Genomic DNA, 26,042 nt, shown 5'->3' with positions numbered 1-26,042 from the left:
CGGCGCCGCAACCCCCGCTTCCCGGAAGCCGGTTGACGCGCCCCGCCCGCCGGGCAAGATGGGTCCATGCCGCCGCACTGCCCGCACTGCGGGACCGAGGTCTCCGACGACGCCCGCTACTGCCTGAGGTGCGGGCACGAACGACCGCAGCCGCAGTACGTCCCACCCGTACCCCTGGAAGCGATGGAGACGGCGACGGCCACCCCCGTCAACCCGCCGCCCCCCGTGCACCTCGCGCCCGTGCCCGCGCCTGGACCCCGGCCTCCGCCTGCACGTAAGAACCCCGCCCGCGTCTGGGCGGCCACACTCACCGCCGCCTTCCTCATCGGCGGCGGCGCGACCGCCGGTGTGCTGCTGCTCAGCGACGACGGCGGCGGCACCGCCCCGGCCCGGTCGCAGAACGACAAGCCCGTCGTGACCACGAGCGACCACCCGACCGAGTCGACACCATCAGCGCCATCGACGGCCGCGCCCACGGCCCCGCCCCAGCAGATCCCGGAGACCACACCGGTAGCCCCACAAAGCCCATCAGACCTGCCAGGTCCACCAACCCCTGACGCCCCCGCCGGCTTCCGCACGGTGACCGACCCCGCCGGCTTCTCCCTCGCCGTGCCCGAGCTCTGGTCCCGTACGAAAGCTGTCTCCGGCCAGATCACCTACTCCGGCTCCACCGGCATGGAGCACCTGCTCATCGGCGTCGTCCCCAACCCCCCGTACGCCTCCTCGTACGACAACTTCCTCAGCATCGAGAAGAAGGCCAGGGTCAACCAGAAGGACTTCCGGCGCCTGCGCCTGGAACGGAACACCTTCCAGGGCCGCCCGGGCGCGATCTGGGAGTACACGTTCACGGACAAGCAGACGGGCGAGACCCTCCACGCCATCGACCAGGGCTACATCGCGCCGAACGGCACCGACTACTCGATCTACACCAAGGGCCGGGACCGGGACTGGCAGTACTCCCGCAAGACCTTCGACACCGCGCTGTCCACCTGGACCCTCTACTGACCACCCTCCCCCGGCCACCCTTCCGAGGACCGCTCCGCGCCCCCCAATAGACTGCCCCTGACCTGTGCCCCCAAGGCACGCGATGTCGAGTCTTACGGGAGATCCCGCCGTGACCGAGCCCCTCTCCGAGCACACCGCAGATGTGATCGTCGTCGGGGCCGGACCCGCCGGCTCCACCACCGCCTACTACCTGGCGAAGGCCGGACTCGACGTCCTGCTCCTCGAAAAGACCGCGTTCCCGCGCGAGAAGGTCTGCGGCGACGGCCTGACGCCCCGCGCCACCAAGCAGCTGGTCTCGATGGGCATCGACATCTCCGAAGAGGCGGGCTGGCTCCGCAACAAGGGCCTGCGCATCATCGGCGGCGGCGTACGCCTCCAGCTCGACTGGCCGGACTTGGCCTCGTACCCCGACTACGGACTCGTCCGCAAGCGCGACGACTTCGACGAGCAGCTCGCCCGCCAGGCCCAGAAGGCCGGTGCCCGCCTGCACGAGCGCTGCAACGTAGGCGAGCCGATCACCGACCCCCGTACGGGCCGGATCACCGGCGTCAACGCCAAGCTGGGCGAGGAGAAGACCCCGGTCACCTTCCACGCCCCGCTGGTCGTCGCGGCCGACGGCAACTCCACCCGCCTCTCCCTCGCCATGGGTCTGCACCGCCGCGAGGACCGCCCGATGGGCGTAGCGGTACGCACGTACTTCACCTCCCCGCGCCACGACGACGACTACCTGGAGTCCTGGCTGGAGCTGTGGGACCGCAGGGGCCCGCAGGACCGCCTGCTCCCCGGTTACGGCTGGATCTTCGGCATGGGCGACGGCACGTCGAACGTCGGCCTCGGCATCCTGAACTCCTCCAAGGCGTTCAAGGAACTGGACTGGCGCGAGGTCCTCAAGGCCTGGTGCGCGTCGATGCCGGAGGACTGGGGCTACACCCCGGACAACATGACGATGCCGATCCGCGGCGCCGCGCTCCCGATGGCCTTCAACCGCCAGCCGCACTACACCAAGGGCCTGCTGCTGGTCGGCGACGCGGGCGGCATGGTGAACCCGTTCAACGGCGAGGGCATCGCGTACGCCATGGAGTCGGGCCAGATCGCCGCCGACGTCATCGTCCAGGCCCACGCCCGCGCGACCCCGGCCCAGCGCGAACTCGCCCTCCACGCCTACCCGAAGATCCTCAAGGAGACGTACGGCGGCTACTACACGATGGGCCGCGCCTTCGTGAAGCTCATCGGCAACCCGAAGGTCATGAAGCTCGCCACCCAGCGCGGCCTGACGCACCCGGTGCTGATGAAGTTCACCCTGAAGATGCTGGCCAACCTGACCGACCCGACAGGCGGCGACGCGATGGACCGCATCATCAACGGCCTGGCAAAGGTCGCCCCGAATTCCTGACACACCCGCGTCGACAGCCGTAGAGCAGAGCAGCACCTGGTGCTTGAGCTTCGGGGGGCGAGGTTCGAGCGGCTTTTGCTAGGAATGGGGGGTGGGGATCCTTCCCACCCAACCCGCGTGCGGCGCGCCAACTGGTCGGCGTAGCAGCGGTGATGACTTTTTGTGGTCGGGTCGCCACGCAGTGCTGTTGCCGTGTAGCGTGCGCCACAACGAAACGACCCCCATGCGGTGTTAGCAGCACCACACAGGGGTCTGACCAACAAGATCGTGGAGCGATCTCATGGCTGTTCAGCAGCTTAGTCCCGCCCTGCACGCGCCCGCCCACCCGATGGCCAAGCCCGGGTTCGGGAAACGGTCCGCGCCCGACCAGGAGCCGCGCCGTGCGGGGGATTTCGCACACTTGCCCAAGCGTGAAGCGGCGATCGCCGGTTACATCGACCGGCTGCCCGACGGCGCCGACATCTCCATCAAGGCGCTGGCCAGGGAGCTGGAAGGCTTCGGGCAGTGCGCCGTCGGCACCGTACTGCGCAGGCTTTCCGAGGCCGGGCACCTGCGGCGCGTACGCCGGGAAGTGCTGGACGCCGAAGGGGCGCGGTGGGTGTACCGGACGTTCTTCACGCGTACCGCTCGTCCCGACGCCTGGTGGGCCGCCTTCCTTGGTGGCGATGTTCCGCAGACCGGACTGGCCGACCCCGCGCCCGCGCAGGAGGCCTCGGCGCGCGGGCGCGACGCGCTCGCCCGGCTCGTGCACCAGCATCCCCAGCTCGGCCTGTCCGGCGTGGAATGCGATGCGCTGGCCGACCTCGCCGGGGACTGGTTCCGGCGGGGGGCCACCGAGGCGCAGCTCGTGCGGGCCGTCGCGACGATGCTGCCCGACCCCGTACGGCACCCCTTCGGCTTCGTACAGAACCGGCTGATCGACCGGCTGCCGCCCGCGCTTCCGGCGCCCGTCCAGGGCCGGTACGTCATGGAGTGCACCGACTGCCATGCCCCCGGTACGCCGGAATCCCTGGCGGGTGGTCTGTGCCGCGTCTGCCGCAGTGAGCCGTACGTACGCCCGGACGACGACCGCCTCCCGGCGGACGTCGTACGCGGCAAGGCGGCTCGGCTGCGGGACACCGTCCGTACGCACAAATTCCGGCCGGAGCGATGACGCTCAGCGCAGTTGTCCGGGTTTCACCAGGTCGTTGAGCGGGGGAAGTGAGCCGGGTGCCGGCCGGTGGCGGGGTGCGGAGGACTGCCCCGCGTCGCTGAGCGCGCCGTCGACATACCGGAACAGCGCGTTCCCTATCGGGTCCGGCTTCGGCCTGTTGTCCTCGTCGAACCGCTCGTACTTCGTCAGGTTGTAGCCCATCGCGACCTGCCTGCGGCCGTCCTCGGTGGAGAGCGCCCAGGTCCCGGCTCCGAAGACAGCGCCGTTGTGGCCCCAGTACCAGCCGCTCGGCATGCGCATGGAGAAGAGGCCCAGTCCGTAACGCATCACGACCTCCTGGCCCGGCTCCGGGACGTGTGCCGGGACGGTGGTCTTCATGGCGCGGAGTTCGGCGGGGCCGAGCAGCTTTCCGCCGAGCAGTTGGCGGTAGAAGTCGTTGAGGTCCCGCATGGTCGACACCATCGCCCCGGCCGTACCGGCCCAGGACATGTCGTAGGCGCTGAAGTCGCGGGCCGGGTCGATGTAGCCGTACATCGACTCGTACATCTTGGCGTGCGGCCCGGATATGTAGGGCGAGCGGGGGAAGTAGGTGTGCCGCAGCCCGGCCTTACGGATCACGTTGCGGGTGATGTACGTTTCCGGGTCCTGGCCTGTGACCTTCCGCAACAGCAGCCCGGCGAGGATGTAGTTCGTGTTCGCGTATGCGTGCTTGCCGCGTTCGGCGACCGGTGGCGCCGCGAGGCCGAGGCGGGCGAGGTGCTCGGGGTCCATGCGGCGGAAGCGGTTTTCTTCCAGTACCTTGCCCGGGTTTTCGACGACGCCCGGGAAGGCCGGGAGTACGTAGTCGGCTATGCCGCTGGTGTGGTTGAGCAGCATGCGTACCGTCACCTCGCGGCCTCTCTCGCCCGGTACCAGCTCGGGCAGGTAGCGCCCGATCGGCGCGTCCAGTCCGATGCGGCCCTTGTGGACCTGCTGGAGGACGGCCACCGCGGTGAAGGTCTTGGTGATGCTGCCGATCCGGTGCTCGAAGTCGGGGCGCATCCGGCGCTCGGTGTCCACATCGGCTAATCCGGTGGCGCCCCGCCACTGCTCGGAGCCGTCCCGGACCGATGAATAGGCCCCGTACATACCGGCCCGGTGAATGGCCGCGAGGGAGTCGCGCAGAGCTGCCCGGTCGAGGCGGTGGCCGCCGACCCCGGTGAAGGGCGCGCCGGAGGTGGCGTAGGTGGGGGTGGCTGTCACGTGCTCGGCGGCGGCGGCCTGCGCCGGCACGACGCCGACCGCGAGCGACAGAACGGCGGCCGAGGCCGCGACGGCCAGGCGGCCTCTCCGGTGGTGCGGTCGGCGGCCGTACGGGCGGGCTGGGGTCATGGTCACTCCCGTGGGGTCAACTCGCGTACGGGCATACGCGATTGCTCCATCCTCGTCGCGCCGCCGCGCCACGCCCTCCGCCCACAGAACGATCTGCCGCACAGAAACTGATGACATATGTGAGGTGTTCGACCATGGGGGCCACCCACCCCGCGACCGCAATGACGGCCATCTGTCAGATCCGGCCACCGGCTCCGGCGAAATTGCGGCGGTAATCGCTGGGGGAGACGCCGACCTGGAGGGTGAAGTGGCGGCGGAGGTTGGCCGCCGTGCCGAGGCCGCTCTCCTCGCTGACACGGTCGATCGGGAGGTCGGTCGTTTCGAGGAGGGACTGGGCGCGGGCCAAGCGGCGGGCCAGTAGCCACTGGAGCGGTGTGGTGCCGGTGGCTTCCTGGAGGCGCCGGTAGAAGGTGCGCGGGCTCATACGGGCGCGGCGGGCCAGGTCTTCGACGGTGAGCGGCTCGTGGAGTCGGGCGGTCGCCCACTGGAGGGCCGGCCCGAGGTTGTCGTCGTCGGTCTCGGGGACGGGCTGGTCGATGAACTGCGCCTGTCCGCCGGCGCGATGGGCCGGCACGACCAGGCGGCGGGCCAGCTGACCGGCCACCTGCGCGCCGAGGTCGCGGCGTACCAGGTGCAGGCAGAGGTCGAGGGCGGCGGTAACACCCGCGCTGGTTGTCGCTCGCGGGCCGTACGGTCGTCAACCTCACCACCGGCTCACCCGAGCAGGCCAGGGAAGCGGCGGCCTGGGCCGCCGGGCACGGCTTCGGCTACCTCGACGGCGCCATCATGTCGACGCCGCCGGGGGCCGGCAGCCCGGCGAGCATGTTTCTCTACAGCGGCTCGCCCGCCGCCTTCGCGGCCCACCGGGAGACGCTGGCCGCCCTGGGCGACCCCATCGGCCTCGGCGAAGACGCGGGCGTTGTACGACGTGGCGCTGCTCGACATCATGTGGGCCACGCTGGGCGGCTGGCTGCACGCCACGGCCGCACCTGGTCCACGCGGGGAGGGACCGGGGCATCGACGGGCGGCTGCCCGAGCTGTCGCAGGCGCTGATCGAGCGGGCGGTCGACGGGGGGAACGGCGGGGACAGCTATGCGCGCCTTGTTGAGTTGTTCCGCAAGGGGTGAGCGTCGGCGGTCGTGGAGTGAACGCACGACGGAGGGCCGTCGTTCCCAGGGCGTGGGAACGACGGCCCTCCGTCGCGAGGAAGGTGAAAGGCGGGGCCGGTCAGAGGACGCGGACCGCGCCGGTCGGCATGTCGTACGACATCGGGCGCTCGACCACGCCGGTACCGGAGTTCTGCGCGCCGACGAAGTTGCCGCCGCCCACGTAGATGCCCACGTGGTACGCGCTGCCCGCGCCACCCCAGTAGAGGATGTCGCCAGGCTGGAGGTTGTCCAGGCCGACCTGGGTGCCCGCGGTCGACTGGGACTGCGAGACACGCGGCAGGTCGACACCGATCGTGCGGAACGCGGCCTGGGTGAGGCCGGAGCAGTCCCACGAGTTGGGGCCGGTGCCGCCGGAGACGTACGCGTCACCGACCTGGGCGCGCGCGAAGGCGACCACGGCCGCCGCGCTGCCGGTGGCGGTGGAGGACGACGGGGAGTCGGAGGAGCCGACGGAGGCGGAGGCGGAGGCGCTGAGCGTCGTGCGCTCCGAGGAACGCGAGGCGCGCTCCTTCGCGGCGGCCTTCGCGGCTGCTTCCTGAGCAGCCTTCTCCTTGGCGGCCTCTTCGGCCTTCCTCTTGGCCTCGGCCTCGGCCTTGCGTTCGGCCTCCGCCTTGTCCTTCTTGGCGGCCTTCGCGGCCTTGGCGGCGGCTTCGTCCTGCTGGGCCTGGAGGTCGTAGGCGTGCGCGACCTGCTGGGTGGCCTCGGCGGAGACGGCGACGCTGTTCGCCAGGTCCGCGGTGATGGTGGGCATTTCGATGGTGGCGGTCACCGGCTCGGCATTCGCCGGCCCGGCAGCACCAGCCACACCAATGGTGCTGAGGACGCCACCGGCAACTCCGGCACGGAGCGCGACCTTGGAGGCGCTACGACGGGGTTTCCGGTGGCTGGGTATGTGAGCGGTGAGGGACATGGGACAACCGCTATCAGGCGTTCGCGGTTCCCTTCAAGAAAGGTGTGCTCCGCCACAGTTGCGCCTCAGCGGCCCGAATCCGGCTTCCTCCGGGCTTTATTGACGCCGTAACGGGCAATACGGGCATGCGTGATCATGCCTGTGATCATGGGCTTTCCGCATTACGTCCCAATTGCCCGGCGCTTACCACCCGTTCACACCGTTGGCCAAGCCCGCTTTCCCTGAGGCGGGGATCAAGTGGCGCAGGTCACAGATCGGCAACCGTTCGGGACCTGGATCGCTCGTGAACGCGCTCACGCGTCCACATTCGTCCGCCGGGCTCCCTCGGAGTGATGAGGCGGCTTTCCCTTATCACTATCGAGCCGCCCCTTGCGAATTTGCCTGTACAGGACATCGCTTGATAGCGCACACCCATCGCGACCAGCGGCAACACCACCGCTTGTCACGGCTGGTAGCCACTCGTGCACTTCGCGTATGAAGATCACCGATCACCCGGCTTGATGATCGTTCGTCGGGTGGTGGAGATCACAAAGACGTTGTCGCGACCCGTGTCGCAGATCACAGACCAGCAGGCATAAGATGCGAAGCAGCCGGGCTTGTGAACTGCCTCACATATACGTGATCCTCGCGTGGCGAAGATCGTGGAGGCGGCGCGAAATGCAGGTCCGGGTGCGGTCCAACGGTCAAGGACGACTGGAAGGAGCGAGGAGCGTGAATGCCTACGCGCCCATCCTCGTGCTCGGCGCCCTCGGGGCAGGGTTTGCGATCTTTTCCGTGGTCATGGCCACGCTTATCGGCCCAAAGCGCTACAACCGGGCAAAGCTTGAAGCGTACGAGTGCGGCATCGAGCCGACACCCACACCCGCCGGTGGCGGCCGCTTCCCCATCAAGTACTACCTGACGGCGATGCTCTTCATCGTCTTCGACATCGAGATCGTCTTCCTCTACCCCTGGGCCGTCTCCTTTGACGCCCTGGGGCTTTTCGGGCTCGTCGAGATGCTGCTCTTCGTGCTCACCGTCTTCGTTGCCTACGCGTACGTATGGCGGCGCGGCGGCCTGGAATGGGACTGAGGGGCTGAGGGGTCACCAATGGGACTCGAAGAGAAGCTGCCCAGCGGCTTTCTGCTGACCACCGTCGAACAGGCCGCGGGCTGGGTGCGGAAGTCCTCCGTCTTCCCCGCGACCTTCGGCCTCGCCTGCTGCGCCATCGAGATGATGACGACGGGCGCCGGCCGCTACGACCTGGCCCGCTTCGGCATGGAGGTCTTCCGCGGCTCGCCGCGGCAGGCCGACCTCATGATCGTGGCAGGCCGGGTCAGCCAGAAGATGGCGCCGGTGCTGAGGCAGGTCTACGACCAGATGCCGAACCCCAAGTGGGTTATCTCCATGGGTGTTTGCGCCTCTTCAGGCGGAATGTTCAATAACTACGCAATTGTGCAGGGTGTTGATCATATTGTTCCTGTTGACATCTATTTGCCCGGCTGCCCACCCCGCCCCGAGATGCTGATCGACGCGATTCTGAAGCTGCACCACAAGATTCAGAACTCCAAGCTCGGCGTGAACCAGGAAGAGGCGGCCCGCGAGGCGGAGGAAGCGGCCCTGAAGGCGCTCCCCACTCTTGAGATGAAGGGGCTGCTCCGGTGAGCGACATCAACGAGCCGAACCCCGACAAGGAACTCAGCGCGCAGAACCTGCCCGGCCAGCGCGGTGATCACGGCGAAGAGATCCGCGTCCAGCGCGGCATGTTCGGCCCGAAGAACGGCGGCGACACCACCGGCTACGGCGGCCTCGTCCGCTCCGTACGCCTGCCCGGACCCGCGACCCGCCCGTACGGCGGCTGGTTCGACGAGGTCGCCGACGAGCTCGAAGGCGCCCTGGAGGAGCAGAACCTCCTCCCGGACAACGCCATCGAGAAGACCGTCGTCGACCGCGGCGAGATCACCTTCCACATCGCGCGCGAGCACCTGGTGCGGGTGGCGAAGACCCTGCGCGACGACCCGGCCCTGCGCTTCGAGCTGTGTACGGGCGTCAGCGGTGTCCACTACCTGGAGGACAAGGGCCGCGAGCTGCACGCCGTCTACCACCTGCGCTCGATCACTCACGGCCGGCTCATCCGGCTCGAAGTGAGCGCCCCGGACAGCGACCCGCACGTCCCGTCGCTGGTCTCGGTCTATCCGACCAACGACTGGCACGAGCGCGAGACGTACGACTTCTTCGGCCTCGTCTTCGACGGGCACCCCGCCCTCACCCGGATCATGATGCCGGACGACTGGCAGGGCTTCCCGCAGCGCAAGGACTACCCCCTCGGCGGCATCCCCGTCGAGTACAAGGGCGCCCAGATTCCGGCTCCGGACCAGCGGAGGTCGTACTCGTGACTACCCCACCCGCAGCAGCACGCGAGACCACCGAAGGTCCCGTATACACAGTCACCGGCGGCGACTGGGACGACGTCGTGCAGGCCGCGACCAAGGCCGACGACGAGCGCATCGTCGTCAACATGGGGCCTCAGCACCCCTCGACGCACGGCGTGCTCCGGCTCATCCTGGAGATCGACGGCGAGACGGTCACCGAGGCCCGCTGCGGCATCGGCTACCTGCACACCGGCATCGAGAAGAACACCGAATTCCGGAACTGGACGCAGGGCACGACCTTCGTCACGCGCATGGATTACCTGACGCCGTTCTTCAACGAGACGGCGTACTGCCTGGGCGTCGAGAAGCTGCTCGGCATCGAGGAGCAGATCCCGGACCGGGCGAGCATCATCCGCGTGATGCTGATGGAGCTCAACCGGATCTCCTCGCACCTGGTGTGCATCGCCACCGGCGGCATGGAGCTGGGCGCGACCACGATCATGATCTACGGATTCCGTGATCGTGAACTGATTCTCGATGCCTTCGAGCTGATCACCGGCCTGCGCATGAACCACGCGTTCATCCGCCCCGGCGGCCTGGCCCAGGACCTGCCTCCGGGCACGATGGACCAGCTCCGCGAGCTTGTGAAGACCATGAAGAGGAACCTGCCGGAGTACGACAAGCTCGCCACCGGCAACCCGATCTTCAAGGCCCGCATGCAGGACGTCGGGTACCTCGACCTCACCGGCTGCATGGCGCTCGGCGCGACCGGCCCGGTCCTGCGCTCGGCGGGCCTGCCGCACGACGTGCGCAAGAGCGACCCCTACTGCGGTTACGAGACGTACGACTTCGACGTGCCGACCGCCGACACGTGTGACTCCTACGGCCGCTTCCTGATCCGGCTCGAAGAGATGCGGCAGTCGCTGCGGATCGTCGAGCAGTGCCTGGACCGGCTCCGGGAGCCGGGCGACGTGATGGTCGCCGACAAGAAGATCGCCTGGCCCGCGCAGCTCGCGCTCGGGCCGGACGGCCTCGGCAACTCGCTCGACCACATCAAGAAGATCATGGGCACCTCCATGGAGGCCCTGATCCACCACTTCAAGCTGGTGACCGAGGGCTTCCGGGTCCCGGCCGGGCAGGCGTACGTCACCGTCGAGTCGCCCAGGGGCGAGCTCGGCGTGCATGTCGTCTCCGACGGCGGCACCCGTCCCTACCGGGTCCACTTCCGCGACCCTTCCTTCACCAACCTGCAGGCCATGGCGGCGATGTGCGAGGGCGGCCAGGTCGCCGACGTCATCGTCGCCGTCGCGTCCATCGACCCCGTGATGGGAGGCGTCGACCGGTGACCGCCACACCAGCAAATCAAGAGGTGAGCCTGGGGATGCCGCAGCTCCCCGCTCCCGACTACCCGGCCGACGTACGCGCCCGGCTCGACGCGGACGCGCAGGAGATCGTCGCCCGCTACCCCGACAGCCGGTCCGCCCTGCTGCCGCTGCTGCACCTGGTGCAGTCGGAGGAGGGCCACGTCACCCGCACCGGCGTCCGGTTCTGCGCCGAGACGCTCGGCCTGACCACCGCCGAGGTCACCGCGGTCTCCACCTTCTACTCGATGTACCGGCGCAAGCCCTCCGGCGACTACCAGGTGGGCGTCTGCACCAACACGCTGTGCGCGGTCATGGGCGGCGACGCGATCTTCGACGAGCTCAAGCAGCACCTCGGCGTCGGCAACCAGGAGACGACCGAGGACGGCAAGGTCACCCTCGAACACATCGAGTGCAACGCGGCCTGCGACTTCGCGCCCGTGGTGATGGTCAACTGGGAGTTCTTCGACGACCAGACGCCCGAATCCGCCAAGCGCCTCGTCGACGACCTGCGGGCAGGACGGCCCGTCCGGCCCACCCGCGGCGCGCCCCTGTGCACGTACAAGGAGACCGCCCGCATCCTGGCCGGCTTCCCCGACGAGCGCCCCGGCGCCGTCGAGGCGACCGGTGGCGCCGGGCCCGCCTCGCTCATCGGCCTCAAGCTCGCCAAGGGTGAGGCACCGCAGCACCGTGTGGTCCACCCGCGCGGAGAGGCCCAGCAGCAGGACGGGCCGCCGCACGATCCTTCGCCGTCCGAGCACCTCAGCTCGCACGACGCTCCGCAGCAGACCTCGGCGTCCGACCCCGCTCACCCGGCCGGACCGGAAACCGAGGAGGGGGAGTGATGACCTTGGCAGCCGAGATCAACGAGACCAGCCCTGAAAAGCTGCTCTCGCCCGTCCTGTCGGCGTTCTGGGACGAGCCCGAGTCCTGGACCCTGGACACCTACCGGCGGCACGAGGGGTACGAAGGCCTGCGCAAGGCCCTCGCCATGTCGCCGGACGACCTCATCGCGTACGTCAAGGACTCCGGTCTGCGCGGCCGCGGCGGCGCCGGCTTCCCCACCGGCATGAAGTGGCAGTTCATCCCGCAGGGCGACGGCAAACCGCACTATCTGGTTGTCAACGCCGACGAGTCGGAGCCGGGGACCTGCAAGGACATCCCGCTCCTCTTCGCGAACCCGCATTCCCTCATCGAGGGCATCGTGATCGCCTGCTACGCGATCCGGTCGAACCACGCGTTCATCTACCTGCGCGGCGAAGTCGTCCCCGTACTGCGCAGGCTGCACGAGGCCGTACGTGAGGCGTACGCGGCGGGCTACCTCGGCGAGAACATCCTCGGCAGCGGTCTCGACCTCGAACTCACCGTGCACGCGGGTGCGGGCGCGTACATCTGCGGTGAGGAGACCGCGCTGCTCGACTCGCTCGAAGGCCGGCGCGGCCAGCCCCGGCTCCGTCCCCCCTTCCCTGCCGTCGCGGGTCTTTACGCGTGTCCGACTGTGGTGAACAACGTCGAGTCCATCGCGTCGGTTCCCGCGATCCTCAACAAGGGCAAGGAGTGGTTCCGTTCGATGGGAAGCGAGAAGTCCCCGGGCTTCACGCTCTACTCGCTGAGCGGCCACGTCACCAGCCCCGGCCAGTACGAGGCCCCCCTCGGCATCACGCTGCGCCAGTTGCTCGACATGAGCGGCGGCATGCGCGCCGGGCACCGCCTGAAGTTCTGGACGCCCGGCGGCTCGTCGACGCCGATGTTCACCGACGAGCACCTCGACGTACCGCTGGACTACGAAGGCGTCGGCGCGGCGGGCTCGATGCTCGGCACCAAGGCGCTCCAGTGCTTCGACGAGACGACGTGCGTGGTGCGGGCCGTCACCCGCTGGACCGAGTTCTACGCCCACGAGTCCTGCGGCAAGTGCACACCCTGCCGCGAAGGGACGTACTGGCTGGTTCAACTGCTGCGTGACATCGAGGCCGGCAAGGGCCGCATGAGCGACCTCGACAAGCTGAACGACATCGCCGACAACATCAACGGCAAGTCGTTCTGCGCGCTCGGCGACGGCGCCGCGTCCCCGATCTTCTCCTCGCTGAAGTACTTCCGCGCGGAGTACGAGCAGCACATCACGGGCAAGGGCTGCCCCTTCGACCCGGCCAAGTCGACCGTCTGGGCCGACAAGCCCGCCCACACCACGGAGGTGAACGCATGACCGTCACGACAAGTGCTCCCTCCGGAGGCGGCGAGGCGGCGGTCCCGCCCGAAGATCTGGTCACTCTGACGATCGACGGCATCGAGATCTCCGTTCCCAAGGGGACGCTGGTCATCCGGGCCGCCGAGCTGCTCGGCATCGAGATCCCGCGCTTCTGCGACCACCCGCTCCTTGACCCCGCCGGCGCCTGCCGCCAGTGCATCGTCGAGGTGGAGGGCCAGCGCAAGCCCATGGCGTCGTGCACGATCACCTGCACCGACGGCATGGTCGTCAAGTCCCAGCTCACCTCGCCGGTCGCCGAGAAGGCGCAGCGCGGTGTGATGGAACTGCTGCTGATCAACCACCCGCTGGACTGCCCGGTCTGCGACAAGGGCGGCGAGTGCCCGCTCCAGAACCAGGCCATGTCCCACGGCGACGCGGAGTCCCGCTTCGACGGCAGGAAGCGGACGTTCGAGAAGCCGATCCCGCTCTCCCCCCAGGTGCTGCTCGACCGCGAGCGGTGCGTGCTGTGCGCGCGCTGCACCCGCTTCTCGAACCAGATCGCGGGCGACCCGATGATCGAGCTGCTCGAGCGCGGCGCGCTCCAGCAGGTCGGTATCGGCAAGGGCGACCCCTTCGAGTCGTACTTCTCCGGCAACACCATCCAGATCTGCCCGGTGGGCGCGCTGACTTCGGCGGCGTACCGCTTCCGGGCGCGGCCCTTCGACCTCGTGTCGTCGCCGTCCGTCTGCGAGCACTGCGCGGGCGGCTGCGCGACCCGGACCGACCACCGGCGCGGCAAGGTCATGCGGCGCCTGGCGGCCGAGGACCCCGAGGTCAACGAGGAGTGGATCTGCGACAAGGGGCGCTTCGGCTTCCGTTACGCGCAGCGCCCCGACCGGCTCACCACTCCGCTCGTACGCGGCGAGGCGGGCGTACTGGAACCGGCGAGCTGGCCCGAGGCGCTCGAAGCGGCGGCCAGGGGGCTCTCGGCGGCGCGCGGGCGGGCCGGTGTCCTGACCGGCGGCCGGCTCACCGTCGAGGACGCCTACGCCTACGCCAAGTTCGCCCGTATCGCCCTGGACACCAACGACATCGACTTCCGCGCGCGCGTGCACAGCGGCGAGGAGGCCGACTTCCTGGCGTCCCGTGTCGCCGGGCGCGGAATCGATCTCGACGGCACGGGCATCACGTACACCGCGCTGGAGAAGGCGCCCGCCGTACTGCTTGTCGGCATCGAGTCCGAGGAGGAGGCCCCCGGTGTCTTCCTGCGGCTGCGCAAGGCCCACCGCAAGCACGGGCAGCGCACCTTCGCCGTCGCGACGCACGCGACGCGCGGCCTGACGAAGGCGGGCGGCACGCTGCTTCCCGCCGCGCCGGGCACCGAACCCGAGTGGCTCGACGCGATCGCGGACCGCACCGAGCTCGGGGGCGACGGGAACGCCGCGACCGAGGCACTGCGGGCCGAGGGCGCCGTGATCGTCGTCGGTGAACGGCTGGCCGCCGTGCCGGGCGCGTACACCTCGGCCGTACGGGCCGCCAACGCGACCGGCGCCTCCCTCGTGTGGATCCCGCGCCGGGCCGGTGAGCGCGGCGCCGTCGAGGCGGGCGCGCTGCCCGCGCTGCTTCCCGGCGGCCGCCCGGCCACCGACCCGCGCGCGCGGGACGAGGTGGCGGCGGTCTGGGGCGTGGCCGAACTGCCGAGCCGTTACGGTCGCGACACCGGCCAGATCATCGAGGCCGCCGCCACCGGTGAACTGGCCGCGCTGCTCGTCGGGGGCGTCGAGGTCGCGGACCTTCCCGACCCGGTACGCGCGCGTGAAGCACTCGACCAGGCCGGTTTCATCGTCTCCCTGGAGCTCAGGCCCAGCGAGGTGACGGACCGGGCGGACGTCGTCCTTCCGGTCGCCGCCGTCGCGGAGAAGCCCGGCACCTTCCTCAACTGGGAGGGCAGGGCCCGGATGTTCGAGGCCGCGCTCAAGCCCGACCAGATGACGCGCACGCTCGCCCCTGAGGACGCGCGGGTGCTGCACATGCTCGCCGACGCCCTGGCCCGCACCGCAGGCACTGACAAGCACAGTCACTTCGCGCTGCCGGACGTACGGGCCGTACGCCGCGAGCTGGACCGGCTCGGCGCCTGGGGCGGGGCGCACGCCACCGACCCCGCCGAGTCCGCCCAGCCGCTGCCGCGCCCCGGCGCCGGCGAGGCCGTGCTCGCGGGCCACCGGCTGCTGCTCGACCAGGGCCGGCTCCAGGACGGCGACGAGGCCCTCGCGGGCACCCGCCACGCCGCCGTCGCGCGGCTCTCCGCCACCACGGCGGCCGGGACCGGCGTGAAGGACGGCGACCTGCTCGCCGTCACCGGGCCCGCGGGGACGGTCGAACTGCCGCTCCAGGTCACCGCGATGCCGGACCGCGTGGTGTGGCTGCCGCTGAACTCGACGGGCGGCGGCGTCGCCACCGACACCGGCGCGGTCCCCGGACAGGTCGTCCGCATCGGCCCCGCGGCCGCTGCCACCGCCACCGACGTACCGGAGGTGCTCGCGTGAACTCCATGCTTCTCGCGGCCGAGGACCTGTCCATGTTCGGGCACGACCCGTGGTGGCTCGTCGTCATCAAGGCCGTCTTCTGCTTCGCGTTCCTGATGATCACCGTGCTCTTCTCCATCGTGTGGGAGCGCAAGGTCGTCGCGTGGATGCAGCTGCGCATCGGCCCCAACCGGCACGGTCCGTGGGGTCTCCTCCAGTCCCTCGCGGACGGCGTCAAGCTGATGCTCAAGGAGGACGTGATCGTCAAGCGGGCGGACAAGGTGGTCTACATCCTTGCTCCGGTCGTCGCGGCGATCCCGGCCTTCATGGCGATCGCGGTCATCCCGTTCGGACCGGCGGGCAACGAAGTGTCGATCTTCGGGCAGCGCACCACGATGCAGCTCACCGACCTGCCGATCGCCATGCTGTACATCCTCGCGATCGCCTCCGTCGGCATCTACGGCATCGTGCTCGCGGGCTGGTCGTCGGGATCGACGTACCCGCTGCTCGGCGGCCTGCGCTCCTGCGCTCAGATGATCTCGTACGAGATCGCGATGGGCGCGGCGTTCGCCTCGGTGTTCCTCTACTCCGGGTCGATGTCGACCTCGGCGATCGTCGAGGCGCAGCACGACCGATGGTTCATCATCCTGCTGCCGGTGTCCTTCATCATCTACGTCGTCACGATGGTGGGCGAGACGAACCGGGCCCCCTTCGACATGCCGGAGTCCGAGGGCGACCTGGTCGGCGGCTTCAACACCGAGTACTCGTCGATCAAGTTCGCGCTGTTCATGCTGGCGGAGTACGTCAACATGGTCACCGTCTCGGCGGTCTCGGTCACCCTCTTCCTGGGCGGCTGGCGGGCTCCGTACCCCATCTCGGCCTTCTGGGAGGGCGCGAACCACGGCTGGTGGCCGATGCTCTGGTTCGTCGTCAAGGTCCAGCTGCTCCTGTTCTTCTTCATCTGGCTGCGCGGCACGCTGCCGCGCGTGCGCTACGACCAGCTGATGAAGCTGGGCTGGAAGGTCCTGATCCCGGTCTCGGTGGTCTGGCTGATGCTGGTCGCCACGGTGCGCGCGATGCGCAACGAGAACATGGAATTCCAGAACATCGTGCTGTACGTCGCCGGGGCGATCGTCGCGATTTTGCTGCTGTCCTTCGTCGCCGACATCTTCCGCGACAAGAAGGAGAAGGAGAAGGCGGCGCGAGACGGGGAGGAACCACCCGCTTTCGACCCGATGGCGGGCGGATTCCCGGTGCCCCCGCTGCCCGGCCAGGAGTTGCCACCCGTGCCCCGCAGGCGGCCGCGCCACGAGCGTGAGCTGATTGTCAGTGGTGGGCCGGACACTATGAGTGACGGGAAGGAGGCCGACGATGCCTGACACCTCAAAGCCGGGGGAAGCCCCCCGGACGCCCTGGCAGAATCCGGTGGCCGGCTTCGGCGTGACCTTCAAGGCCATGTTCAAGAAGCGGCTGACCGAGCAGTATCCGGAGCAGCAGAAGACGACGGCGCCGCGCTTCCACGGCCGGCACCAGCTCAACCGCCATCCGGACGGCTTGGAGAAGTGCATCGGGTGCGAGCTGTGCGCCTGGGCCTGTCCGGCCGACGCGATCTACGTGGAAGGCGCGGAGAACACGGAGGAGGAGCGTTACTCCCCCGGTGAGCGTTACGGCCGCGTCTACCAGATCAACTACGCCCGCTGCATTCTGTGCGGCCTGTGCATCGAGGCGTGCCCCACGCGCGCGCTCACGATGACCAACGAGTTCGAACTGGCCGACAGCAGCCGCGAGTCGCTCATCTACACCAAGGAGCAGCTGCTCGCCGGCCTGGAGGAAGGCATGGTCGAGGCACCGCACTCGATCTTCCCCGGCATGGACGAGCAGGACTACTACCGGGGCCTGGTGACCGAGGCCGCGCCGGGCACGGAGCGGCAGGTGGCGCTCAGCAAGGGCGAGCGCCCCCAGGAGGCCGCGTCGACCTTCGGCGAGGACGAGCCGACGACGAAGAAGGTGATCGGGGGATGAACGCTCTTGCCGCCTCCGCCACTTCGACCGGCGAGGCCGTGCAGTTCTGGGTGCTGGGTACGGTCGCCGTCATCGGCGCCCTGTGCACCATCCTGATGAAGAAGGCGGTGCACAGCGCGCTGTGCCTGGCCGCGACCATGATCGTCCTGGCCGTCTTCTACCTCGCCAACGGCGCGTACTTCCTCGGCGTCGTCCAGATCGTCGTCTACACCGGCGCGATCATGATGCTGTTCCTCTTCGTGGTCATGCTGGTCGGTGTCACGGCCGCGGACTCGCTGAAGGAGACGCTCAAGGGGCAGCGCTGGCTGGCCGCGGGCTGCGGTCTCGGGTTCGGCATCCTGCTGATCGCCGGCATCGGGCAGGCCTCGCTGTCCACCTTCAACGGGCTCGGCAGGGCGAACGCCGCCGCCGGCGGCAACGTCGAGGGCCTGGCCGAACTCATCTTCACCAAGTACGTCTTCGCCTTCGAGCTCACCGGCGCCCTGCTCATCACGGCGACCGTCGGCGCGATGGTGCTCACGCACCGCGAGCGCACCGAGCGCGCGAAGACGCAGCGGGAGATGTCCCAGGAGCGCGTACGCGGCAAACACCTGCCGCCGCTGCCCGCACCCGGTGTGTACGCCCGGCACAACGCGGTGGACATCGCCGGTCTGCTGCCGGACGGTACGCCGTCCGAGCTCACGGTCAACAAGACGCTGCGCGGGCGCGGTCAGATCCGGGACGTGTCGACGGAGGCGCTGGCCGACCTCAAGGCGCTGGAGCAGCGCGCCGAGGAGCGGCTCGGCCGCGAGGCCGGCAGTGACGCCGGGCGTGACGCCGGGCGTGACGCCGGCCGTGACGCCGGGCATGAGCGTGACGGTGACGGTGCCCGTGGCCAGGACGAATCGGAGGTCGCGCAGTGAATCCGGTCAACTACCTGTATCTCGCGGCGCTGTTGTTCACCATCGGCGCGGCGGGTGTGCTGATCCGGCGGAACGCGATCGTCGTGTTCATGTGCGTCGAGCTGATGCTCAACGCCTGCAACCTCGCGTTCGTCGCCTTCTCCCGGATGCACGGCAATCTCGACGGCCAGATCATCGCGTTCTTCACGATGGTGGTCGCCGCCGCCGAGGTCGTGGTGGGTCTCGCGATCATCGTGTCGCTGTTCCGGACCCGCCACTCGGCCTCGGTCGACGACGCCAGCCTGATGAAGCTGTAAGGGGTCGCAAGAATCGTGGAGAACTTGATTGCGCTGCTCGTCGCAGCGCCTTTGCTCGGAGCGGCCGTCCTGCTGTGCGGCGGGCGGCGGCTCGACCGGGTGGGTCACTGGATCGGCACGGCCCTCGCGGCGGCCTCGTTCGTGGTCGGCGTAGTGCTGTTCGGCGCGATGCTGGGGTACGACGCTGAGGCGCGGACCATGCGCCAGCACCTCTACAGCTGGATTCCCGTCGAGGGGTTCCAGGGTGACATCGCGTTCCAGCTCGACCAGTTGTCGATGACGTTCGTGCTGCTGATCACCGGTGTGGGCACGCTGATCCACATCTATTCGATCGGCTACATGGAGCACGACGAGCGACGGCGCCGCTTCTTCGGTTACCTGAATCTCTTCCTCGCGGCGATGCTCCTGCTGGTCGTCGCCGACAACTACCTGCTGCTGTACTTCGGGTGGGAGGGCGTCGGTCTGGCGTCGTACCTGCTCATCGGCTTCTGGCAGCACAAGCCCAGCGCGGCGACGGCGGCCAAGAAGGCCTTCATCGTCAACCGCGTCGGTGACATGGGTCTGTCCATCGCGATCATGCTGATGTTCACCACCTTCGGCACCTTCGCCTTCGGGCCGGTCCTGGAGGCGACGGGGGAGACGTCCGAGGGCAAGATGACGGCCATCGGGCTGATGCTGCTGCTGGCCGCGTGCGGCAAGTCGGCGCAGGTGCCGCTCCAGTCGTGGCTCGGTGACGCGATGGAGGGCCCGACCCCGGTCTCGGCCCTCATCCACGCCGCCACCATGGTGACCGCAGGCGTCTACCTCATCACCCGCTCCGGCGCGATCTTCAACGCCGCTCCCGACGCGCAGACCGCCGTCGTGGCGGTCGGCGCGGTCACGCTCCTCTTCGGTGCGATCGTCGGTTGCGCGAAGGACGACATCAAGAAGGCGCTGGCCGGCTCCACGATGTCGCAGATCGGTTACATGATCCTGGCGGCGGGCCTCGGCCCGATCGGTTACGCCTTCGCGATCATGCACCTGGTGACGCACGGCTTCTTCAAGGCAGGCCTCTTCCTCGGCGCCGGATCGGTCATGCACGGCATGAACGACGAGGTCGACATGAGGAAGTACGGCGGCCTGCGGAAGTACATGCCGGTGACGTTCGTGACGTTCGGGCTCGGCTATCTCGCGATCATCGGCTTCCCGGGCCTGTCCGGCTTCTTCTCCAAGGACAAGATCATCGAGGCGGCCTTCGCCTCGGGCGGCGCCCAGGGCTGGATCCTCGGCACGGTGACGCTGCTGGGCGCGGGCATCACGGCGTACTACATGACGCGCGTGATGATCCTGACGTTCTTCGGCGAGAAGCGCTGGCAGCCCGCCCCCGACCCGGACAAGACGGCCAGTGTCGAGCCCGGCATCGAGGTGCACCCCGGTGAGATGCCCCATCCGCACGAGTCGCCCAGGTCGATGACGATCCCGATGATCGTGCTCGCCTTCGGGTCGGTCTTCGCGGGCGGCTTCTTCAGCATCGGGGACCGGTTCGTGAACTGGCTGGAGCCGGTGACGCAGTTCGACCACCCGCACCCGCCGATCAGCGTCCCGGTGATCACCGGCATGACGGTCGCCGTCCTGCTGGCGGGCGTGGCCATCGCGTACCTCCAGTACGGCCGCAAGCCCGTCCCGGTCGTCGCCCCGCGCGGCTCGTTCGTGACCCGCGCCGCCCGGCGCGACCTCCTCCAGGACGACTTCAACCACGTCGTCCTGGTCCGCGGCGGCGAGCACCTCACCCGCTCGCTGGTGTACGTCGACCACACTCTGGTCGACGGCGTGGTCAACGGAACAGCGGCCACGGTCGGCGGGCTCTCCGGCCGGCTGCGCAAACTGCAGAACGGCTACGCCCGCACGTACGCGGTCTCGATGTTCGGCGGTACGGCGATCCTCATTGCCGCGACCCTGCTGATGAGGGCGGTCTGATCAAGATGTCCTTTCCCCTGTTGACGGTTACGGCAGTGCTCCCGGCGGCCGGTGCGATCCTGACCGCCGCCGTGCCCGCCGCGCGCCGAACGGCCGCCAAGTGGCTGGCGCTGGCCTTCTCGCTCGCCACGCTCGTACTGGCGGCCCTCGTGGTCGTCCGCTTCGAGCCCGGCGGCGACCGCTACCAGCTCACCGAATCCCACGCCTGGATCCCCGACTTCGGGGTCAGGTACGAACTGGGCGTGGACGGCATCGCCGTCGCGCTGATCGCGCTCACGGCGCTGCTGATCCCCTTCATCATCCTCGCGGGCTGGCACGACGCCGACCCCCTGGAGACGAAGTCGTCACGCTGGCGGCCGACCCAGGGGTTCTTCGCCCTGATCCTGATGGTCGAGGCGATGGTGATCCTCTCCTTCGAGGCCACCGACGTCTTCCTCTTCTACATCTTCTTCGAAGCCATGCTCATCCCGATGTACTTCCTCATCGGCGGCTTCGGGGACCGGGCGCACGCGGGCACCGACGGGGCGGCGGCCACCCAGCGCTCGTACGCCGCCGTCAAGTTCCTCCTCTACAACCTGGCCGGCGGGCTCATCATGCTGGCCGCCGTCGTCGGTCTCTACGTGGTCGCCGGGAGCTTCTCGCTCGCGGAGATCGCCGAGGCGCGGGCGAGCGGCGAGCTGGAGATGGCGGCCAACACGGAGCGGCTGCTGTTTCTCGGCTTCTTCTTCGCGTTCGCCGTGAAGGCGCCGCTGTGGCCGCTGCACACCTGGCTGCCCAACGCCATGGGCGAGGCGACCGCCCCGGTCGCCGTCCTGATCACGGCCGTCGTCGACAAGGTCGGCACCTTCGCGATGCTGCGCTTCTGCCTCCAGCTCTTCCCGGAGGCAAGCAAGTGGGCCACGCCCGTCATCATCGTGCTGGCGCTGGTCAGCATCGTCTACGGCGCGCTGCTCGCGGTCGGTCAGCGCGACATCAAGCGGCTGATCGCGTACGCCTCGATCTCGCACTTCGGCTTCATCGTGCTCGGCATCTTCGCGATGACGAGCCAGGGCCAGTCGGGCGCGACGCTCTACATGGTCAACCACGGGATCTCGACCGCCGCGCTGATGCTGGTGGCCGGCTTCCTGATCACGCGGCGCGGGTCGCGGCTCATCGCCGACTACGGCGGTGTGCAGAAGGTCGCCCCGGTGCTCGCCGGGACGTTCCTGGTCGGCAGCCTGGCGACGCTGTCGCTGCCGGGCCTGGCACCGTTCGTCAGCGAATTCCTGGTGCTGGTCGGCGCGTTCGCGGCGTACCCCGTGGCCGGAGTCATCGCGACCCTCGGCATCGTGCTCGCCGCGCTCTACACGCTCGTCCTGTACCAGCGGACGATGACGGGCCCGGTCAAGGCCGAGGTGCGGACCATGCCCGACCTCAAGGCCCGTGAGCTGGTGGTCGTCGCCCCGCTGATCGCGCTGCTGCTGCTCCTCGGCGTCTTCCCCAAGCCGCTGACGGACATCGTCAACCCGGCCGTGCAGCACACCATGAACGACGTCCGGAAAACGGACCCCACCCCCGAGATTGAGGCGGAGGCGGCCAAGTGAGCGCATCAGCTGTCCACAGCCTGTGGACGACGGTCGCGGCGCCCGGCGCCGACGGCGGTTTCACGGCCCCGCACATCGAGTACGCCCAGTTGTCACCGACGCTCATTGTCGTCGGCGCGGCCGTGGTCGGCGTACTCGTCGAGGCGGTGGTGCCGCGCAAGGCGCGGTACCACACACAGCTTTTCCTGTCGGTCGTCGCCGTCGCCGCCGCCTTCGCGGCGGTCGTGGCGCTCGCGGCCGGCGGGTACGGCACGACAAAGGCGCAGATCGCGGCGGAGGGCGCGATCGCGGTCGACGGCCCGGCGCTCTTCCTCCAGGGCACCATCCTGCTGGCCTCGCTGATCGCCGTGTTCACCTTCGCCGAGCGCAGGCTCGACCCGGACGCGCACGGCAACCGCGTCGACTCGTTCGCCGCCCAGGCCGCGTCCGTACCGGGCAGTGAGAGTGAGAAGGCGGCGGTGAAGGCCGGGTTCACCACCACCGAGGTCTTTCCGCTCCTGCTCTTCGCGATCGCCGGGATGCTCGTCTTCCCGGCGGCCAACGACCTGCTGACGCTGTTCGTGGCGCTGGAGGTCTTCTCGCTCCCGCTGTACCTGCTGTGCGCCGTCGCCCGCCGCAAGCGGCTGATGTCGCAGGAGGCCGCGGTGAAGTACTTCCTCCTCGGCGCCTTCTCGTCGGCGTTCCTGCTCTTCGGGATCGCGCTGATGTACGGGTACGCGGGCTCCGTCTCGTACGCCAGGATCGCGAGCGTCGTCGACGGCACGGTCAAGCAGATCGACCCGGCGCTGGCCGACACCATGGGCAATGATGCGCTGCTCCTCATCGGCGCCGCGATGATCCTGATGGGCCTGCTCTTCAAGGTCGGCGCGGTCCCCTTCCACATGTGGACCCCGGACGTCTACCAGGGCGCTCCGACCCCGGTCACCGGCTTCATGGCCGCCGCGACCAAGGTGGCCGCCTTCGGTGCCCTGCTGCGGCTGCTGTACGTCGTACTGCCGGGCCTGCGCTGGGACTGGCGTCCGGTGATGTGGGCCATCGCGATCATCACCATGCTGGGCGGCGCGATCGTCGCGGTCACCCAGACCGACATGAAGCGGCTCCTCGCGTACTCGTCGATCGCGCACGCCGGTTTCATCCTGGCCGGTGTGATCGCGACCAGGCCCGAGGGCATCTCGTCCGTCCTCTTCTACCTGCTGGCGTACTCCTTCGTGACGATCGGCGCCTTCGCCGTGGTCACGCTGGTGCGGGACGCGGGCGGCGAGGCGACGCACCTGTCGAAGTGGGCGGGGCTGGGGCGGCGGTCGCCGCTGGTGGCGGCGGTCTTCGCGGTGTTCCTGCTGGCCTTCGCCGGAATCCCGCTGACGTCGGGCTTCGCGGGCAAGTTCGCGGTCTTCAAGGCGGCGGCCGAGGGCGGTGCCGGGGCGCTGGTCGTGGTCGGTGTGATCTCGTCCGCGATCGCCGCGTTCTTCTACATCCGGGTGATCGTCCTGATGTTCTTCAGCGAGCCGAGGGCCGACGGCCCGACGGTCGCCGTGCCGTCGCCGCTGACCACGGCGGCGATCGGGGTGGGCGTCGCGGTGACGCTGGCGCTCGGCGTCGCGCCGCAGTACTTCCTGGATCTGGCCGGCCAGGCGGGAGTCTTCGTCCGCTGACCGTACGACTGACCGTGGTGTGTGGGTGCTGCCGCCCGGTGTCCCTCCTCGTAGGGGTGCCGGGCGGCAGCTTTTGGGCGGTGGTGTCAGTGGGTGCCCCTATCGTGGGGAGCCGGGCACGGTACGTACGGGGGACAGGGCGATGGACGGGACAGGTGGCATGGTCGAGGCGGCCGAGGCCGGTGAGGTGACGCGGAGCGACGCCCTGGAAACGCTGCACCGCGTCTTCGGGTACGACGCGTTCCGCGGCGAGCAGGCGGCGGTCATCGAGCATGTGGTGGCGGGTGGGGACGCCGTCGTACTGATGCCGACCGGCGGCGGAAAGTCGTTGTGCTACCAGATCCCGGCGCTGGTCAGACCGGGTACGGGCATCGTGATCTCCCCGCTCATCGCGCTGATGCAGGACCAGGTCGACGCGCTGCGGGCGCTCGGTGTGCGGGCCGGGTTCATCAACTCCACGCAGGACTTCGGCGAGCGGCGCGCGATGGAGGCGGAGTTCCTGGCCGGGGAGCTGGACCTGCTGTACCTGGCGCCGGAGCGCCTGCGTCTGGACGCGACGCTTGATCTGCTGTCCCGCGCCAAGATCTCGGTCTTCGCGATCGACGAGGCGCACTGTGTGGCCCAGTGGGGCCACGACTTCCGGCCGGACTACCTGAGCCTGTCCGTGCTGGGCCAGCGGTGGCCGGAGGTGCCGAGGATCGCGCTCACGGCGACCGCGACGCACGCCACGCACCGGGAGATCACGCAACGCCTCGGCATGCCGGAGGCCCGGCACTTCGTGGCGAGCTTCGACCGCCCCAACATCCAGTACCGGATCGTGGGGAAGTCGGACCCGAAGAAGCAGCTGCTGTCGTTCCTGCGTGAGGAGCACGCGGGGGACGCGGGCATCGTCTACTGCCTCTCGCGCAACTCGGTGGACAAGACAGCGGAGTTCCTCTGCCGCAACGGCATCGAGGCGGTTCCGTACCACGCGGGGCTCGACGCGGGGACGCGCGCGGCGCACCAGTCCAGGTTCCTGCGGGAGGAGGGGCTGGTGGTCGTCGCGACCATCGCCTTCGGTATGGGCATCGACAAGCCGGACGTGCGGTTCGTCGCCCACCTGGACCTCCCGAAGTCGGTCGAGGGCTACTACCAGGAGACGGGCCGTGCCGGGCGTGACGGCATGCCGTCGACGGCGTGGATGGCGTACGGCCTCCAAGACGTGGTGCAGCAGCGCAAGATGATCCAGAGCGGGGAAGGTGACGAGGCGTTCCGGCGGCGTGCGGCGTCGCATCTGGACGCGATGCTCGCCCTCTGTGAGACCGCGCAGTGCCGGCGGGCACAGCTCCTGGCCTACTTCGGGCAGGAGCCCGGTGCGCCGTCCTGCGGCAACTGCGACACGTGCCTGACCCCGCCCGAGACGTGGGACGGGACGGTGCCGGCGCAGAAGGTGCTGTCGACGGTGGTGCGGTTGCAGCGGGAGCGGCGGCAGAAGTTCGGGGCGGGCCAGATCATCGACATCCTGCTGGGCCGCAAGACGGCCAAGGTGATCCAGTTCGACCACGACCAGCTATCGGTGTTCGGCATCGGCGAGGAGCTGGCGGAGGTGGAGTGGCGGGGCGTGGTGCGACAACTGCTGGCGCAGGGGCTGCTGGCGGTCGAGGGTGAGTACGGCACGCTGGTGATGACGGAGGAGAGTGCCTCTGTGCTGAGCCGGGAGCGTGAGGTGCGCCTGCGCAAGGAGGCGAAGGCGGTGCCGGCCGCGCGGTCCGCGTCCGCGAAGGGCGAGCGCAAGGCGAAGGCTGCCGCCGCCAAGGCGGACCTGCCGGCGGAGGCGGTACCGGTCTTCGAAGCGCTGCGGGCGTGGCGCGCGGAGCAGGCGCGCGAGCAGGGCGTACCGGCGTACGTGATCTTCCACGACGCGACGCTGCGGGAGATCGCGACGGTGCGGCCGGGTTCGGTCTCGGAGCTGGGTGCCATCGCCGGCCTGGGCGAGAAGAAGCTGGCCACGTACGGGGAGGGCGTGCTGGGCGTACTGGCCTCGCAGGGCGGGGCGGGAGCGTCGGCGCCGGTGGCGGCACCGGCAGGACCGGTCGGGGTGGTGGCCCCGGTCGGGGCGGTGGCCTCGGCGTCCCCGGGTGCGGACGGTGGGGCGGCGGACTGGGACTGGGACGCGGAGCCCGAGTGGGACACGGAGCCGCCCGAGTCGCAGTGAGCGCCGGTGGCGGG

The 26,042-nt window shown here is 69.3% G+C and carries 20 protein-coding genes and 2 pseudogenes; 19 read left to right on the top strand and 3 right to left on the bottom strand.

The features are described 5' to 3' along the window. Positions 1 to 66: 66 nt before the first annotated feature. The 3 genes from G412_RS0112805 (at position 67) to G412_RS0112795 (ending at position 3,551) form a co-directional block, all read left to right on the top strand. Positions 67 to 1,005 carry a zinc ribbon domain-containing protein gene (locus G412_RS0112805; protein WP_028812449.1) on the top strand — a complete coding sequence of 313 codons (939 nt, stop codon included), beginning with the start codon at positions 67 to 69 and terminating at the stop codon, positions 1,003 to 1,005. Positions 1,006 to 1,114: 109 nt separating this feature from the next. Then, on the top strand, positions 1,115 to 2,398 hold the full coding sequence (locus G412_RS0112800) for a geranylgeranyl reductase family protein (RefSeq protein ID WP_028812448.1): 1,284 nt from the start codon (positions 1,115 to 1,117) through the stop codon (positions 2,396 to 2,398). Positions 2,399 to 2,678: 280 nt separating this feature from the next. Continuing rightward, entirely contained in the window at positions 2,679 to 3,551 is an 873-nt protein-coding gene (locus tag G412_RS0112795; RefSeq protein WP_028812447.1) for a hypothetical protein, read from the top strand. A gap of 3 nt (positions 3,552 to 3,554) precedes the next feature. On the opposite strand, the gene G412_RS0112790 is transcribed toward G412_RS0112795, so the two are convergent. Together G412_RS0112790 and G412_RS34180 are read right to left on the bottom strand one after the other, a co-directional pair. Continuing rightward, entirely contained in the window at positions 3,555 to 4,922 is a 1,368-nt protein-coding gene (locus G412_RS0112790) for a serine hydrolase domain-containing protein (protein WP_051338305.1), read from the bottom strand. Positions 4,923 to 5,097: 175 nt separating this feature from the next. Next, positions 5,098 to 5,595, bottom strand: a pseudogene (locus G412_RS34180) (helix-turn-helix domain-containing protein); the annotation flags it as partial. Positions 5,596 to 5,600: 5 nt separating this feature from the next. Here G412_RS34180 and G412_RS41895 point away from each other — a divergent pair. Beyond that, a pseudogene (locus G412_RS41895) lies at positions 5,601 to 6,049 on the top strand (imine reductase family protein); the annotation flags it as partial. Positions 6,050 to 6,149: 100 nt separating this feature from the next. Here G412_RS41895 and G412_RS0112780 read toward each other — a convergent pair. Next, entirely contained in the window at positions 6,150 to 7,001 is an 852-nt protein-coding gene (locus G412_RS0112780; RefSeq protein ID WP_028812445.1) for a C40 family peptidase, read from the bottom strand. A 711-nt stretch (positions 7,002 to 7,712) separates the two neighbouring features. Between G412_RS0112780 and G412_RS0112775 the strand changes: the two genes are divergently transcribed. The 15 genes from G412_RS0112775 to recQ all read left to right on the top strand — a co-directional run bounded on the left by G412_RS0112775 (position 7,713) and on the right by recQ (position 26,028). Next, on the top strand, positions 7,713 to 8,072 hold the full coding sequence (locus G412_RS0112775) for an NADH-quinone oxidoreductase subunit A (RefSeq protein ID WP_003956195.1): 360 nt from the start codon (positions 7,713 to 7,715) through the stop codon (positions 8,070 to 8,072). 18 nt (positions 8,073 to 8,090) lie between these two features. Then, positions 8,091 to 8,645 (top strand): NuoB/complex I 20 kDa subunit family protein, encoded by a 555-nt coding sequence (locus G412_RS0112770; RefSeq protein WP_028812444.1) that lies wholly within the window; start codon positions 8,091 to 8,093, stop codon positions 8,643 to 8,645. Further along, on the top strand, positions 8,642 to 9,376 hold the full coding sequence (locus G412_RS0112765) for an NADH-quinone oxidoreductase subunit C (RefSeq protein WP_028812443.1): 735 nt from the start codon (positions 8,642 to 8,644) through the stop codon (positions 9,374 to 9,376). Before G412_RS0112770 ends, G412_RS0112765 begins: the two co-directional genes overlap by 4 nt. Then, positions 9,373 to 10,698, top strand: coding sequence for an NADH-quinone oxidoreductase subunit D (locus G412_RS0112760; protein WP_028812442.1), 1,326 nt, complete (start codon positions 9,373 to 9,375; stop codon positions 10,696 to 10,698). The genes G412_RS0112765 and G412_RS0112760 overlap by 4 nt, the downstream gene beginning before the upstream one ends. A 35-nt stretch (positions 10,699 to 10,733) precedes the next feature. Further along, a complete protein-coding gene (nuoE, locus tag G412_RS0112755) occupies positions 10,734 to 11,558 on the top strand; it encodes an NADH-quinone oxidoreductase subunit NuoE (RefSeq protein ID WP_425274468.1) in 825 nt (274 codons plus the stop codon). Next, positions 11,555 to 12,916 (top strand): NADH-quinone oxidoreductase subunit NuoF, encoded by a 1,362-nt coding sequence (nuoF, locus tag G412_RS0112750; RefSeq protein ID WP_208857863.1) that lies wholly within the window; start codon positions 11,555 to 11,557, stop codon positions 12,914 to 12,916. The genes nuoE and nuoF overlap by 4 nt, the downstream gene beginning before the upstream one ends. Next, positions 12,913 to 15,444: an NADH-quinone oxidoreductase subunit G gene (locus tag G412_RS0112745; protein WP_028812439.1), complete on the top strand. Its 2,532-nt coding sequence runs from the start codon at positions 12,913 to 12,915 to the stop codon at positions 15,442 to 15,444. Before nuoF ends, G412_RS0112745 begins: the two co-directional genes overlap by 4 nt. Before the next feature lie 5 nt (positions 15,445 to 15,449). After that, positions 15,450 to 16,802 carry an NADH-quinone oxidoreductase subunit NuoH gene (nuoH, locus tag G412_RS0112740; RefSeq protein ID WP_037648679.1) on the top strand — a complete coding sequence of 451 codons (1,353 nt, stop codon included), beginning with the start codon at positions 15,450 to 15,452 and terminating at the stop codon, positions 16,800 to 16,802. Continuing rightward, positions 16,795 to 17,445: an NADH-quinone oxidoreductase subunit NuoI gene (gene nuoI, locus G412_RS0112735; RefSeq protein ID WP_028812437.1), complete on the top strand. Its 651-nt coding sequence runs from the start codon at positions 16,795 to 16,797 to the stop codon at positions 17,443 to 17,445. Before nuoH ends, nuoI begins: the two co-directional genes overlap by 8 nt. Further along, complete coding sequence (locus G412_RS0112730) at positions 17,442 to 18,347, top strand: NADH-quinone oxidoreductase subunit J (protein WP_028812436.1); 906 nt, start codon at positions 17,442 to 17,444, stop codon at positions 18,345 to 18,347. The genes nuoI and G412_RS0112730 overlap by 4 nt, the downstream gene beginning before the upstream one ends. Continuing rightward, the gene (gene nuoK, locus G412_RS0112725; RefSeq protein ID WP_028812435.1) at positions 18,344 to 18,643 is read left to right on the top strand and encodes an NADH-quinone oxidoreductase subunit NuoK; all 300 of its coding nucleotides are present in this window, start codon (positions 18,344 to 18,346) and stop codon (positions 18,641 to 18,643) included. The genes G412_RS0112730 and nuoK overlap by 4 nt, the downstream gene beginning before the upstream one ends. 15 nt (positions 18,644 to 18,658) lie before the next feature. Continuing rightward, the gene (gene nuoL / locus G412_RS0112720; protein ID WP_028812434.1) at positions 18,659 to 20,599 is read left to right on the top strand and encodes an NADH-quinone oxidoreductase subunit L; all 1,941 of its coding nucleotides are present in this window, start codon (positions 18,659 to 18,661) and stop codon (positions 20,597 to 20,599) included. Between the two features lie 5 nt (positions 20,600 to 20,604). After that, on the top strand, positions 20,605 to 22,182 hold the full coding sequence (locus tag G412_RS0112715; RefSeq protein WP_028812433.1) for an NADH-quinone oxidoreductase subunit M: 1,578 nt from the start codon (positions 20,605 to 20,607) through the stop codon (positions 22,180 to 22,182). Beyond that, positions 22,179 to 23,834: an NADH-quinone oxidoreductase subunit NuoN gene (gene nuoN, locus G412_RS0112710; protein WP_028812432.1), complete on the top strand. Its 1,656-nt coding sequence runs from the start codon at positions 22,179 to 22,181 to the stop codon at positions 23,832 to 23,834. The genes G412_RS0112715 and nuoN overlap by 4 nt, the downstream gene beginning before the upstream one ends. A 142-nt stretch (positions 23,835 to 23,976) precedes the next feature. Further along, on the top strand, positions 23,977 to 26,028 hold the full coding sequence (gene recQ, locus G412_RS0112705; RefSeq protein ID WP_051338304.1) for a DNA helicase RecQ: 2,052 nt from the start codon (positions 23,977 to 23,979) through the stop codon (positions 26,026 to 26,028). Positions 26,029 to 26,042: the final 14 nt, after the last annotated feature.

The sequence above is a fragment of the Streptomyces flavidovirens DSM 40150 genome (genome assembly GCF_000429085.1).
Taxonomy (GTDB): Bacteria; Actinomycetota; Actinomycetes; order Streptomycetales; family Streptomycetaceae; genus Streptomyces; species Streptomyces flavidovirens.
This window is presented reverse-complemented; position numbering and strand designations above follow the sequence as displayed.